Source organism: Trinickia soli, assembly GCF_002879855.1.
GTDB classification, from domain to species: Bacteria; Pseudomonadota; Gammaproteobacteria; order Burkholderiales; family Burkholderiaceae; genus Trinickia; species Trinickia soli.
Genome location: NZ_PNYB01000004.1, coordinates 83,832 through 97,159 on the forward strand (window position 1 = coordinate 83,832; position 13,328 = coordinate 97,159).

Here is a 13,328-nt window from a genome sequence, read left to right on the forward strand (position 1 = left end):
GCCAGATATCGATACAATCGGGCCAATGCGCGAACCTGGCCATTTCGCCCATCTTTCGCCCATCATTTAGCCCTTCTCGTCCTGATTGAGTTCGGAGGTCGCCTTGACGCCCGTGGCAAGCTCACCCGATCGCCCGCCTGTCGTCGCCGCCGTCGCGTTCGACGGCATCAGCCCGTTTCATTTGTCCGTCCCTTGCATCGTCTTCGGCGAGGATTACGGCGTCGGCGGCGTGCCGCGTTTCGACCTGCGCGTGTGCGCCGCGGAGCCCTGCACATTGCGTACGACGGCCGGATTCACGATCGAGGCGCAGCACGGACTGGAAGCGATCGAAGCAGCCGATATCGTGATCGTGCCCAGTTGGCGAGACCCGTTCCAGCCCCCCGGCGACGCGCTCGTGGGCGCGCTGCGCGCGGCTCACGCGCGCGGCGCACAGATGGTCGGGCTGTGCCTCGGTGCATTCGTGCTGGCTGCCGCGGGGATCCTCGATGGTCGCCCGGCGACGACCCATTGGGCCTGGGCGCAGACTTTCGCTCGCCGCTTCCCTGCCATTCGGGTCGACGCCGCGGTGCTTTATGTCGACGACGGCGACGTGCTCACGTCGGCCGGCACGGCTGCCAGCCTCGATTGCTGCCTGCATCTGCTGCGCCGTCGCTGCGGGGCGCGCGCGGCCAACTATGTCGCGCGGCGCCTCGTCGTGCCTCCGCATCGGCAGGGCAATCAAGCGCAATTCGTCGAGCAACCCGTGAGTGTCAACGCACGTGACGAGCGTCTATCGGCCTTGCTGGAATGGGTGCAACTGAACCTGCGCGAACCGCATTCGCTCGATTCGCTCGCGCAGCGCGTTTTGATGAGCCGGCGCACGTTCACGCGACGCTTCAAGCAGGCGACGGGCACGACAGTCGGGGCTTGGCTCCTCGGGGCGCGTCTATCGCACGCGCAGCAGTTGCTCGAAACGACCGGCGAAAGCGTCGACAGCATCGCGGCAGCGGCGGGTTTCGGCTCGGCCGTCTCGCTGCGTCAGCATTTCGCCGACGCATTCAAGACGTCGCCGTCGAGTTATCGAAGGGAATTTCGGGCGGCGTGACGAGATGCCGAAGATGACGATCCCGATGGTGGCGCATCGGCGAGCCATGCCGCCCCACCGCCGCGATCAGTTTGCGCACACTTTAGGCGCGCCTTCACGATGCTGCGTCCGGCTCAGGCAAGCCAATGCGACGCATAGAGCAGCGCGGCGACGAGCACGATAGCGGCGACCCAGGCCCAAGCGGGCATAACCTGCGGAGCCGATGCACGCTCGAGTCCATGCGCGTGGCGCGGCGATGCCAGCGTGCCGGCCGCTCGACCGCCGATCGAAGTCGTCGCGTGATGGTCCCACGACTTGCGCCCAAGGCCGGCGACATTGATCGGCCGCAGAAACACGTGTTGGCGACGCGCGCCGCTCGCCGTCCGATTCGCGCGCTTGCCGTGCTTGGCCTCCACGACCGCACAAAACTCGGCAAAGAAATCGTCGGCGAGATCGTGCAGTGCGTTTTCGATCTGGCGTGGCGGCAAGCCGGCAAGCGGGCCGGTCAGCGTCGCCCACACGGAATAATCGATGCGCGTGCCGCTCGCTTCGCTGCGCTCTTCGCCCGCTGTGCCGTCCTCGCGCAGGACGATATCGATCTGGCCGCGCAGCGAACCGACGCCCGTTGCGCACGCCTTGAAGTTCAACGTGCGATGCAACGATTCGGCACCCTCCTGCCCCGCGACGGCGGCCGGGGCCGGGTGCGTATCGACGCTCGCCAGATGTGCGCGCACTTCGTAGTGGGCGCGAAGCGGCCCGAGCGGCACCGTCAGCGTCAGCGCATACTCGCCGCTCGGCAGCCGCGTGAACGCCTCGCAGTTTTCGAGGCTCGCGCGCAACAGCGCGATGTCTTGCAAAGCCTCCCGGACCGCTGACGGGGCGAGCGGGATACGCAGCGCATCGGTCAATTCCATGGCGGCTCCTCCGTGCCCCTCACGTCGACTAAGACGTCTGGTCGATCCGATCGACGCGCGACGAATAAAACGCGAGGCAACCCTTGATCGCTTCCGCGCCCGGCAACGGAGCTTCGTAGCTCCAGGCGGCGTCTACCACGGGACCATCCTCTTCGGTCAGCAAGTGGAAGTAGCACGCATCGCCCTTATACGGACAGTGCGAGGCGCTTTCCGACCGCTGCAGGCGCGACATATTGACGTCTTCGCGCGGGAAGTAAAAGACGTCGGGCAAACCCGATTCCCGCAACGTCAGGCCACGGCTCGTATCGGCAATCGTGATGCCGCAGTGGATAACCCGCAGGCGATGACGGTTCGGCTCGATCTCGATTCGATGTGCCACATCGGCATTGGTCATGGCAGTTCCTTTCGCAAGGCGCATGCCGGGTGCCCGTGTGCAACGCACAAAAAAAGCCACGAGCGGGCGCCCGTGGCTGCATTATCAACGAAACCGGGGCCGTGTGCGCGGCCCCGTCTCGTTACTCCGTGTTCCAGTGAAAATCCGCGCGCGCGCCCGGCGATTTCGTGACCTGCACCTGGCGCGTCTGCGCCTGGTCCTTGTACTGCGCATGGACGGTGTACCGGCCCGGTGGCAGCTTGACGAGCATGTACGGACCGAGCGCATCGGCCTTGAGGACGTCCGCGTCATGCGGGCCGACGATGCGCACGTGGACGTCCGCGAGGTAGTCCGCGCCGGGGCCCGTAAAGCGCATGGCGAGCGGCCATTGATGTTCGGCCTGTTTGAGCGCGGTCGATTCGTCGCTGCCGACGCCACCCGACACATAGGCAATGTCGCCTTGGTGTTGAATTTGCGGCATGCCGCCGCCGTTCTGGTTTCCCGCACTCGTCATATCGGTCGTCGTCCCGCCGACGGTGTCCGAGGCCTGCGCGAATGCACCGGCCGTCAAGCCGAGCGACATCGCCGCCAACGCTGCGGCGAGCACGGTTTTCTTGCTGGTTCGCGTGTTCATAGCTTCGCTCCTTCAAGTTGCGCGCCCGTTGCCTGACCCATGCATACGGTTCGACAACCGCGGCGCTCACAGGGAACAGACAAGCAATTGCCGTTCCCGCTTGGCGCCCGCCCGAACGGGGCGGGCGGGCGCCAAGCCGACGCACGCCGGCGTCACAACCCACAAATCGTCAGCCGAGATCGACAGGGACGAAGATTTGCGCGTTGTCGCGTTGGATCAACAGCGCGACGCTGTTGCCGGCCTTCGAAATCACTTGCCGCAGTTGGTCGACGGACGTCACGGGCCGGCCGTTGACGGCAAGAATGACGTCGCCGGGCTGGATGCCCGCGCTGGCGGCCGGGCCGCTCGATTGCTGCACGAGCAGCCCGTGCGTGAGCGACGTGCCGTTGCGCTCTTGCGGCGTGAGCGGCCGGACCGCCACGCCCAGGCGCCCTTGTTCGGTCGCTTTGGCGCCACTATCGGCCACCTTCGTATCGCCGAGCGAAGCGAGCGTCACGGTGATCTGCTTCTTGCTCTTGTCGCGCCAGACGTCGAGCGTCGCCTTCGTGCCCGGCTTCATGCTGGCGATTTGCGACGGCAGATCGGTCGAGTCGTTCACAGCCGTGCCGTTGACGGCCAGAATGACGTCGCCCGCCTGCAAGCCCGCCTTCGCGGCCGGGCCGCCCGGATCGACGGAGCTGACCAGCGCGCCGACGGGCTTTTGCAGACCGAACGAATCGGCCAATGTCTGATTCACGCCTTGCACCGCAACGCCCAGCCGGCCGCGGCTCACATGGCCCGTCTTCACGAGTTCATCCTTCACGCGCATCGCTTCGTCGATCGGGATCGCGAACGAAAGCCCCTGGAAGCCGCCCGTCTGCGAATAGATCATCGAGTTGATGCCGATCACCTGCCCCTGCAGGTTGAACAGCGGGCCGCCCGAATTGCCGGGGTTGACCGGCACGTCAGTCTGGATGAACGGCGTGTAGTTCTCGTTCGGCAGCGAACGCGCCTTCGCGCTGATGATGCCCGAGGTGACGGTGTTGTCGAACCCGTACGGCGAACCGATCGCAACGACCCATTGGCCGACCTTGCTCTGGCTCGGGTCCCCGATCTTGACGGTCGGCAGGTTCGACGCGCTGATCTTGAGCACCGCCACGTCCGACTGCTTGTCGGCGCCGACCACCTTCGCGCGGAATTCGCGCTTGTCGGTGAGCTTGACCGTTACCACGTTGGCGCCGTCGACGACGTGCGCATTGGTCAGAATATAGCCGTCGTTGCTGATGATGAAGCCGGAGCCGAGACTCGCGCTGGGCGTGTCGTCCTGCCCGCCGCCCTCGTCGCCGCCTCCGCCGTTGAAGCCGGGGAATTGGCCGTAAAAGCGTTTGAAGAACTGATAGAACGGATCGTTCGGATCGACGGGCAATTGCTGCATCGACCGGTGCGTCGTCTGCTTCACGACATGCTTCGCGCTGATATTGACCACGGCCGGCCCGTAGGTTTCCACGAGCCCGGAGAAGTCGGGGATCCCCGTCTTCGCCGCCGCCTCCGCCGGCATCAGCGCGGCGGCCTGGGCGGCCGTAATGATCTGAGGATCGGCGTGACGCGTACCGGCGACGTAGCCAGCCGAAAGCGCAGCGGCGACGGCAACCGCCACGGCGCCACGAGACAGCGTTCTTGCGTTCATAGGAAAAGGCCTCCTTGCATGGTGTGAGGCAGAGTAAAAGGGCTGACTTAAAGGAGACTTAACGGTGAAACGGTCCGAAGCAGGCGTCAGCCCTCAAAGTCTCACGGTGACGAGCAGGCCGCCGAGCGGCGCGTCGCCGAGTTCGACCTCCGCCCCATGCTGCGCCGCAACGCGCTTGACGATGGCCAGCCCGAGGCCGCTACCGGAGACGTCGGTGCGCACGCGCGCCTGAGCGTCGCGGTAGAAGCGGTCGAACACGCGGGCACGTTCCTCGGCCGGAATGCCGGGGCCGCTGTCGGCGATCTGCACGCATGCCCCGCGCCCGTCGGGCCCGGCCGAGAGCGTTACATCGACACGGCCTCCGGCCGGCGTGTACTTGATGGCGTTGTCGAGCAGATTGCCGAACATGACGCGCAGCGAGTCGGCGTCGGCCGTCACGGTGGCCGGCTGCGCGTGCTCGAAACCGAGATCGATGCCGCCGCGCTCGGCGAGCGGCGCATGGGCGGCGACGCAATCGGCCAGCAGCGCACGCAGGTCGACCTCCTCTTTGGCGGCGTTCGCATCGGGCTCGGCCCGCGCCAACGCGAGCAGTTGCTCGGCGAGCCGCGTCGCGCGCGTGATCCCTGCCTGCAGGTCCGCCAGCGCCTCGCGGCGCGCATCGGCGTCCTGCGCCCGGGCAACGAGCTGCGACTGAATCTGCACGGCCGCGAGCGGCGTGCGCAGCTCGTGAGCGGCGTCGGCGACAAACGCACGCTGCGTGTCGAGCGCCGCCGACAAGCGCGCGAGCAACCCGTTGAGCGCCCGCACCAGCGGCCGCACTTCCAGCGGCAGCCGCGCATCGGGCAGCGGATCGAGCGCATCGGGGCGGCGCGCATCGAGCGCGCGCGTCACGCGGGCCAGCGGCGCGAGCCCGCGTCCGACGATGCCCCACACGGCCACGCCCAGAAACGGCAGCAACACGATAAGCGGCCACAAGGTTCGCAGTGCGACATTCGCGGCCAGCCGGTTGCGCACGGACAACGGCTGGGCGAGCTGCACGACGTTGTCGCCGACGATGGCCCCGTACACGCGCCAATCGCCGCGATCGGTCCGCTCGGTTGAAAAGCCGAGCTCGGCACGCGGCGCGAGCGGCGCCCGCGGATGCGAGTAGTACATCAACGAGCCCGTGCGGCTCCATATCTGAATGACGATGCCCTCGTCCGCATCGTTGTGCGCGCCGAGTATCTGCGAGAACGGCTCGGACGGCAGCGCCGCGGCGATTTCCTGCAGTTGGTAGTCGAACAGCTCGTTGGCTTCGGCGAGCGCCTGCCGGTATATCAGCCACCCCGCGAGGCCCACGCCCGCGACAACGATTCCGAGCAGCCAGAACAGCAATTGACGACGAATGGATTGCATCGATGCTTCGATCCCTTTCCTTCTGGAGCTGTTCGTGCAGCGATATGCGCGTTATTCCTTCGCGATCATGTAGCCGAGGCCGCGCACATTGCGAATCAGATCGGCGCCGAGCTTCTTACGCAGCGCGTGGATATAGACTTCGACCGTGTTGCTGCCGATCTCCTCGCCCCAGCCGTACATCTTCTCCTCGAGCTGGCTCTTCGACAACACGGCGCCCGGGCGCGCGAGCAGCGCTTCGAGCAGCGCGAATTCGCGGGCCGAGAGCGCAACGGGTGCGCCTTCGAGCGTCACCTGATGCGCGGCCGGATCGAGCGTGAGCGGGCCATGCCGTATCACCGACTCGCAGCGGCCGGCCTGGCGCCGAATCAACGCGCGCATACGCGCGCCGAGCTCGTCGAGGTCGAACGGCTTGACGAGGTAGTCGTCGGCGCCGGCGTCGAGCCCCTTGACCCGATCCGCCACGGCGTCGCGCGCCGTCACGATCAGCACCGGCAGCGCATTGCCGCGCGCCCGCAATGTCCGCAACACGTCGAGTCCGTCGCGCCTGGGCAACCCGAGATCGAGCAGCATCAGATCGTAGGTCTCGGCGCCGAGCGCCGTCAGCGCGGCCTCGCCGTCCTGCACCCAATCGACCGCGAAACCTTCGCCGCGCAACGCTTTGCGCACGCCTTCCGCGATCATCCGATCATCTTCGACTAGCAGTATTCGCATCGCCTCACGCTCATTTCCAGCACGGCTTCGTTTTCGGTCACACGCGCATTCTAGCGGGTCCGATCGCGAATGTTCGCGCGCAGTTCCCGCCACGCTCGTCCTACAATGTGCGCTCGTCGCGTCGCGCTCCGCACGCACCGCCTTCCGCCATCGGCTTTCTGCGCAATTCTTCATGACGATCGTATCGCCTTCCACGTCCCCTCGCCGCCGCACCGTATTTGCTCTTTCCTCGTTTCGCTTGTTCGGTCATCGCTCCGGCTCGGACCGGTCCGGCCCGTCCGCCTCGTCCAACCCGTCCACTGCGTCTGCCCGATCGGGCTGGCGCCGTCCGCCTGCGCGCGGCGGCCGCGCCCGGTGGCAGGCGGCATGCGTGCTCGTCGCGGCGGCCGCGCTGGCCTTCGCCGCGCCCGCCGACGCCCGCAAGCTGCGCCGCCATGCGCACACGCCCGTCGCACTGCAGTTGCCTGCTTCGGTCACGAGGGCGCTCAAGCGCGCCGACGTGCCGCTGTCGTCGATCAGCGTCGTGGTCGAGCGCATCGGCGATCCTACGCCGCTCGTCGCGCTCAACGCGCAAACGCCAATGCTGCCGGCGTCCACGATGAAGCTCGTCACGACCTACGCCGGCCTGTCCGTGCTCGGGCCCGACTACCGTTGGCGCACGAGCGCCTATGCCGACGGCAACCTGGATCCGGACGGTACGCTGCACGGGAACCTCTACATCCAGGGAACCGGCGATCCGAAGCTCGTGCCCGAGGAACTCATCGATCTCGTCGATAAAATCCGGCGCGCGGGCATCACGGCGATCGATGGGGAACTCGTGCTCGACAAGCGCTTTTTCGATCCGTCGACGCGCGATTTGCCGCCGTTCGACGACGACGCCGAAGCGCCGTACAACGTCGGCCCCGATCCGCTGCTCTACGCGTTCAAATCGCTGTCGTTCACGCTCACGCCCTCGCCGGACGGCAATGTCGCGATCGACGTCATCCCGGCCCTCGCGCAACTGCAGATCGACAATTCCCTGCGTGCCAGCGCCGGACCCTGCGTGGGCGTCGATGCGGCACTGACGCCGAGCGTCACGCCCCATCGGAACGGCACCGTGGACGCACTGTTTTCAGGAGATTACCCGCTACGCTGCGGGCCGCGCACGATCAACCTCGCCGTGCTCGATCACACGGCATTCTTCGCGGGCGGCTTTCTCGCATTGTGGCGCTCGGCGGGGGGCACCTTCAACGGCACCACCCACGAAGGCCCCGTGCCGGTCGGCGCACGCCTTCTCGCCGTCCATCGCGGCCCCGTGCTGACCGACATCGTTCGCGACATCAACAAGTTCAGCAACAACGTGATGGCGCGCAATCTGTTCCTGACGATCGGAGCCGTCGTCAACAAGCCGCCGGCCACACCGGCCAAGTCACGCGCCGTCATCGAACGCTTCCTGCACACGCAGGCGCTCGATATGCCCGAACTCGCGCTCGAGAACGGCTCGGGCCTGTCGCGCGAAGAGCACATCAGCGCGAAATCGCTGGCCGATCTGCTGCAACACGCGAACGCGAGCCCCGTCGCCCAGGCGTTCGTCGCCTCGCTGCCCGTCGCCGGCGTGGACGGTACGATGCGCAATCGGCTGAGGTCCGAACCCGTGTTCGGCAACGCGCATATCAAGACCGGGACGCTGAACGATGTCCGCGCGATCGCGGGGTACGTCGCCGCGGACAACGGCCAGAGCTACGTCGTCGTCAGCTTCATCAACGACCGGCACGCCGCGGCCGCGCGCGCCGCACACGACGCATTGCTCGAGTGGGTCTATCGGGGATTGCGCTAGCGGCCGCGCATCGGGCGCCTGCCTTACGGGGCGGCCCGCCACCGAAGATTTCTTCTACGATCAAATGACGCCGGCCGTGGCGCGAGCGTGTACGCTGTCGGGCAACGACCGGCACGTGAACGGATGGAGGCGCTTGGTCCCACTTTCCCCCGCCCCGTTCACCGCCCGCCCCCGTTCGCCGCGCGCGGCGCGGTCACCGGGCCTGCCGCGAGGATCCCGAGCACCCATAACTACGAGACACGAAGGAGGAAGACGTCATGCAATTCGACGCCGAATTGCTTCTGCTCGCCATGGCGCCGCTCTTTCTCGCATGCATCGGTTGGGAGGCATGGCACTTCGCACGCACGCGCAAGGCCGATCGTCTCTATAGCTGGCCCGACACCCTGTGCAACGCGGCGCTCGCGCTGATGCATCAAGGCGCCGACAAGCTCGCCTGGCTCGCGGTCGTGCCCGTGTACGCCTACGTCTACGCGCATTTTCGGCTCGTGACCTGGCATGCCGGATGGTTGTCGTTCGTCGTCTTGTTTCTGGCGCAAGACCTGCTCTACTACGTGTTTCACCGCTGCAGCCACCGCATCCGCTGGTTCTGGGCGGCCCACGTCGTGCACCATTCTTCCGAGCGGCTCAACCTGTCGACGGCGTTCCGTCAAAGCCTGATGTACCCGATCGCCGGCATGTGGGCGTTCTGGACGCCGCTCGCGCTGCTCGGCTTCCCGCCCACGCAGATCATCGCGATCGTCCTCATCAATCTGGCGTTTCAGTTTTTCGTCCACACGCAGGCGATCGGGCGTCTCGGCTGGCTCGAATACGTCTTCAACACGCCGTCGATTCACCGCTGCCATCACGCGCGCAACCCCCGCTATATCGATTGCAACTTCGCGGGCGTGCTCGTGATCTGGGATCGCATGTTCGGCACTTATGTGGCCGAGGACGCGAACGATGCACCGCAGTACGGCATCGTCGAGCCGCTTCATACCTACAACCCTGTGACGGCAACTTTTCACGAATGGCGTTCGATGCTCGCCGACGCGATGCACGCCCCGGGAGTTGTCGCTAAACTGCGCGCGATTTTCGGACCGCCCGAATGGGCGACGGCGTATCACGCGGCACGCGCAGCGCAATACACATCACATCACGGCCATGCCGCATACACGAGGAGATGAAGTCGATGGAACACGATAAGAAAACAGCGAACCCAGCCTGGTTGCGCGTGGCGCGCGGGTCGATCGCATGCGCGGCGCTTGCGCTGCTCGCAGCGTGCGGCGGCGGGGGCGGCAGTTCGACGCCGAGCAGCTCGACCCCGACGGGCGGCGTGTCGCTGAAGACGGTCTCGTTCGGCGACAGTCTGTCGGACGCCGGCACCTACGCGTGGTACGCCCGCGCGAACTTCGGCGGCGGCCAGTTCACGACCAACGGCAATGGCAGCGCCGTCTGGACGCAGGACGTCGCAGCCTATTACGGCGACACGTTGACGCCCGCGCGCAACGGCGGCTTCAGCCTGACGGCTGAAACCGACGCCGGCGGCCTCGGCTTTGCGGAAGGCGGCGCGCGCGTGGCGTTGACTCCCGGCGTGGGCGCTCCGACGCTGAGCGCAACGCCGATCACGACGCAGATCGCGAATTATCTCGCCGAATACAAGAGCTTCAACTCGAATAACCTCGTGCTGATCCAAGGCGGTCCGAACGATATCTTCATCGCAGCCGCCACGATCGCGGCATCGGGCGGCAATGCGACGGTCGTCGGCCAACAGGTGGCCGCCATCCAGAACGCGGCAATCACGCTCGTCGGCGCCGTCGGCACGCTGTTGCAGAACGGTGCGACCAAGATCGTGCTGGTGAACGTGCCCGATATCGGCAAGACGCCGCAGGGTCTGGCGTCGGCCGATGGCGGCGCACTGCTGACACAACTGAGCCAGGCGTTCAACCTGACGCTGACGGGCGCGCTGCAGCAGGCAGGGCTCACGAACAAGGTGATCCTCGTCGACGCTTACTCGTTCATCGACAACCTGCTCGTCGGCACCAACGCCGCGACGGCAGGCTTCGCCGTCACGAATACGGCGACGGCTTGTAACCTGCAGCAGATGCAAGCGTCCGCCACCGCGTACGGCCAAGCCAATCCGTCGATCTTGAACGGGGCGACGCCCGCGCAGTTCGGCCAATCGCTGGCGTCGTCGTTGTTCTGCTCGCCGCAGATGTACACGACGGCAGGCGCCGATCAGACCTACATGTTCGCCGATGGCGTTCACCCGACCACGAAACTGCACGCCCTGTTCGCGCAGCAGGTCGAGAAGCAGATCGCTGCAGCCGGCATCGGGAAGTAATCTCCCGCACGCGCGTTGCGTGGCGCGCCGCAAGCGCCGTCATGCAACGCTGCGATGCACCCTCAGGTGTCGGGCGCTAAGCGCTGGCCTCGAACGCAGCTGCCGCCCGGCCCAGCCGGTCGTTGACCGCGCTCCATTCGGCCGTGTCGGGCAATTTTTCGACGAAGATGCGAGCCACGTCGGCCCGATCGAGCGCGCGCAGGAGACCGTAGAGCTCTCGCGCGTAGAGATGCGGATCTTCGGGCGCGGCAGTGAAATGCACGTTGGATGCGTCGGCCCAAGCGCCGGCGCGCGACACGCGCGCAACCAACGCGACGCGCGCACCCGCCGAAGCCGCCTCGGCCAGCATCGGCTCGAGCGCCGCGAACGGCAACAGCGCCAGCGGCGTACGCGGCGCGTAGTGCGCCTTGAGCGTGCCCGATGCACGCGGTGCGGTGGCATCGCTGCCGTCCGGCAGACGCGGCGCAACACCGAGCACATCCGCGATCTCAACCGGCGTCACCCGCCCCGGGCGTAACAGCGCCGGAAAACCGCGAGAAAGATCGAGGATCGTCGATTCGATCCCGACCTCGCAGGCACCGCCGTCCAGCACGTGAATCGCCTCGCCGAATTCGTCCCGTACATGCTGCGCCGTGGTCGGGCTGACGTGCCCGAACCGATTCGCAGAAGGCGCCGCGACACCGCCGTGCCCGCCACGACAGCGACTGAATGCTTCGAGCAACCGTTGTGCAACCGGATGCGACGGGCAGCGCAAACCCACGGAGGTCTGGCCGCCGCTGACGGCGTCGGGAATGCGTGCCGCGCGCTCGAGAATCAGCGTGAGCGGCCCCGGCCAAAACGCATCGATGAGCTTTTGCGCTTCGATGGGCAAATGCGCGACCCAATACTGCGGATCGCCGTGCGGAGCCAGATGGACGATGACAGGGTGATTGGCCGGCCGCCCCTTCGCCGCGTAAATGCGAGCGACCGCGGCCGGGTTCTCGGCGTCGCCGCCGAGCCCATAGACGGTTTCGGTCGGAAACGCGACGATCTCGCCCGCGTCGAGCAGCGCCGCGGCTGCGCCGATTTGCGCATCGGAAACCGCGGGCGCGGCGGGGAAAGTCGAACGGTCGGACATCGTCGCAGAACCTTGGCCAGGTAACGCCGGCCGCTCAGGCGAGCGCAATGTGCAGCAGGCGCGCGCAATCGCGCGCGGCCGTCCGCGCTTCGTCGAGCGTGGCAGCGGTGAAATTCACGTGGCCCATCTTACGCCCGGCGCGCGCATCTTCCTTGCCGTACAGGTGCAGGCGCGCGGCCGGCATCGCAGCCACCTCGTGCCAGGGCGGCGTGACGGGCGTCGTGGCGAGCGCGCCGTTCGGGCTGACGGGGAACCAGACATCGCCGAGGATATTGAGCATGACGGCTGGCGAGTGTTGGCGCGTGTCGCCAAGCGGCATGCCCGTCATCGCGCGCACCTGCTGTTCGAACTGGCTCGCCGCGCAGGCATCGACCGTGTAATGCCCCGAATTGTGCGGCCGCGGCGCCATTTCGTTGGCGACGAGCGAACCATCTTCGAGTACGAAAAACTCGACGCAGAGCACGCCGACATAGTCGAGCTTCTCGGCGATGCTGACCGCCGCCCGTTGGGCCTGGTCGACGATGGCCGGCGATGCGTCGGGCGCGGGCACGACCGTGAGCGCCAGCACGCCGCCGCGGTGAAGGTTCTGCGCTAGCGGATAAACGGCCGTCGCGCCGCTGGTGCCGCGCGCGATCAGCGCGGACACCTCGTACTTCAGTGCGAGCCGCTTTTCGAGCACGCACGGCACGCCACCGAGCGCGCTGTAGGCGTCGCGCACCTCATCGGGGCTCGCGACGCGCACCTGCCCTTTGCCGTCGTAGCCGAGCCGCGCGGTCTTCAAGATGCCGGGCAGCACGGCCCCGAGCGCCGCATCGTCGATGGCCGCCAACGCGTCGGACGACTCGATCACGACATGGGGCGCCACGGGCGCACCGGCCTCGGCGATAAAGCGCTTTTCGGCGATGCGGTCCTGCGCGATCGCGACACAGCGTCCAGCGGGGCTCACGAACGTCGAGCGCGCCAAAAAGTCGAGGCTCGCTGCGGGGACGTTCTCGAATTCCGTCGATACGGCCGCGCACAACCGTGCGAGCTCGGTCAGCGCAGCCTCGTCGGTGTAGGACGCGCGCAGATGCCGATCGGCGACGCTGCCCGCGGGGCTGGCTTCGTCGGGATCGAGCACGGCTACGCGGTAGCCCATCGCCTGCGCCGCGAAACAGAACATGCGGCCGAGCTGGCCGCCGCCAACCATCCCGAGCCAGGCGCCGGGCATGATCGGTGAAACGGGGGTGTTCTCTTGCATCATCGTAGTGGTCGGTCACGCCCGTGCGGTCAACGATCGGCAGCGGGACGGAAAGCAGCGGTCACGAAAAAGAAACCTC

12 protein-coding genes are annotated in these 13,328 nt (G+C 66.8%); 4 read left to right on the forward strand and 8 right to left on the reverse strand.

All coding sequences use genetic code 11. The annotated features are described in order from the left end of the window. Nucleotides 1–103: 103 nt before the first annotated feature. Nucleotides 104–1,084: a GlxA family transcriptional regulator gene (locus C0Z19_RS06245; protein WP_102609128.1), complete on the forward strand. Its 981-nt coding sequence runs from the start codon at nucleotides 104–106 to the stop codon at nucleotides 1,082–1,084. A 113-nt stretch (nucleotides 1,085–1,197) separates the two neighbouring features. Here C0Z19_RS06245 and C0Z19_RS06250 read toward each other — a convergent pair whose 3' ends face one another. From C0Z19_RS06250 to C0Z19_RS06275, 6 genes are all read right to left on the reverse strand, one after another. Then, nucleotides 1,198–1,977 carry an SRPBCC family protein gene (locus C0Z19_RS06250; RefSeq protein WP_102608936.1) on the reverse strand — a complete coding sequence of 260 codons (780 nt, stop codon included), beginning with the start codon at nucleotides 1,975–1,977 and terminating at the stop codon, nucleotides 1,198–1,200. A 28-nt stretch (nucleotides 1,978–2,005) separates the two neighbouring features. Further along, nucleotides 2,006–2,371 (reverse strand): DUF427 domain-containing protein, encoded by a 366-nt coding sequence (locus C0Z19_RS06255; protein ID WP_102608937.1) that lies wholly within the window; start codon nucleotides 2,369–2,371, stop codon nucleotides 2,006–2,008. A 121-nt stretch (nucleotides 2,372–2,492) separates the two neighbouring features. Beyond that, on the reverse strand, nucleotides 2,493–2,984 hold the full coding sequence (locus C0Z19_RS06260) for a carboxypeptidase regulatory-like domain-containing protein (RefSeq protein ID WP_102608938.1): 492 nt from the start codon (nucleotides 2,982–2,984) through the stop codon (nucleotides 2,493–2,495). A 169-nt stretch (nucleotides 2,985–3,153) separates the two neighbouring features. Continuing rightward, nucleotides 3,154–4,650 carry a DegQ family serine endoprotease gene (locus C0Z19_RS06265; protein ID WP_102608939.1) on the reverse strand — a complete coding sequence of 499 codons (1,497 nt, stop codon included), beginning with the start codon at nucleotides 4,648–4,650 and terminating at the stop codon, nucleotides 3,154–3,156. A 93-nt stretch (nucleotides 4,651–4,743) separates the two neighbouring features. Further along, nucleotides 4,744–6,045, reverse strand: a complete 1,302-nt coding sequence (locus C0Z19_RS06270) for an ATP-binding protein (RefSeq protein ID WP_102608940.1) — start codon at nucleotides 6,043–6,045, stop codon at nucleotides 4,744–4,746. 51 nt (nucleotides 6,046–6,096) lie between these two features. Further along, nucleotides 6,097–6,756, reverse strand: a complete 660-nt coding sequence (locus C0Z19_RS06275) for a response regulator (protein ID WP_102608941.1) — start codon at nucleotides 6,754–6,756, stop codon at nucleotides 6,097–6,099. 172 nt (nucleotides 6,757–6,928) lie between these two features. Here C0Z19_RS06275 and dacB point away from each other — a divergent pair, with 172 nt between their 5' ends. The 3 genes from dacB (at nucleotide 6,929) to C0Z19_RS06290 (ending at nucleotide 10,892) form a co-directional block, all read left to right on the forward strand. Beyond that, entirely contained in the window at nucleotides 6,929–8,572 is a 1,644-nt protein-coding gene (dacB, locus tag C0Z19_RS06280; protein WP_102608942.1) for a D-alanyl-D-alanine carboxypeptidase/D-alanyl-D-alanine endopeptidase, read from the forward strand. A 257-nt stretch (nucleotides 8,573–8,829) separates the two neighbouring features. After that, nucleotides 8,830–9,735: a sterol desaturase family protein gene (locus C0Z19_RS06285; protein WP_102608943.1), complete on the forward strand. Its 906-nt coding sequence runs from the start codon at nucleotides 8,830–8,832 to the stop codon at nucleotides 9,733–9,735. Nucleotides 9,736–9,740: 5 nt separating this feature from the next. Further along, nucleotides 9,741–10,892 (forward strand): SGNH/GDSL hydrolase family protein, encoded by a 1,152-nt coding sequence (locus tag C0Z19_RS06290; protein WP_233196025.1) that lies wholly within the window; start codon nucleotides 9,741–9,743, stop codon nucleotides 10,890–10,892. A 76-nt stretch (nucleotides 10,893–10,968) separates the two neighbouring features. On the opposite strand, the gene C0Z19_RS06295 is transcribed toward C0Z19_RS06290, so the two are convergent. Together C0Z19_RS06295 and C0Z19_RS06300 are read right to left on the reverse strand one after the other, a co-directional pair. Then, nucleotides 10,969–12,009 (reverse strand): L-threonylcarbamoyladenylate synthase, encoded by a 1,041-nt coding sequence (locus C0Z19_RS06295; RefSeq protein WP_102608945.1) that lies wholly within the window; start codon nucleotides 12,007–12,009, stop codon nucleotides 10,969–10,971. Between the two features lie 34 nt (nucleotides 12,010–12,043). Further along, entirely contained in the window at nucleotides 12,044–13,252 is a 1,209-nt protein-coding gene (locus C0Z19_RS06300; protein ID WP_102608946.1) for a 5-(carboxyamino)imidazole ribonucleotide synthase, read from the reverse strand. Nucleotides 13,253–13,328: the final 76 nt, after the last annotated feature.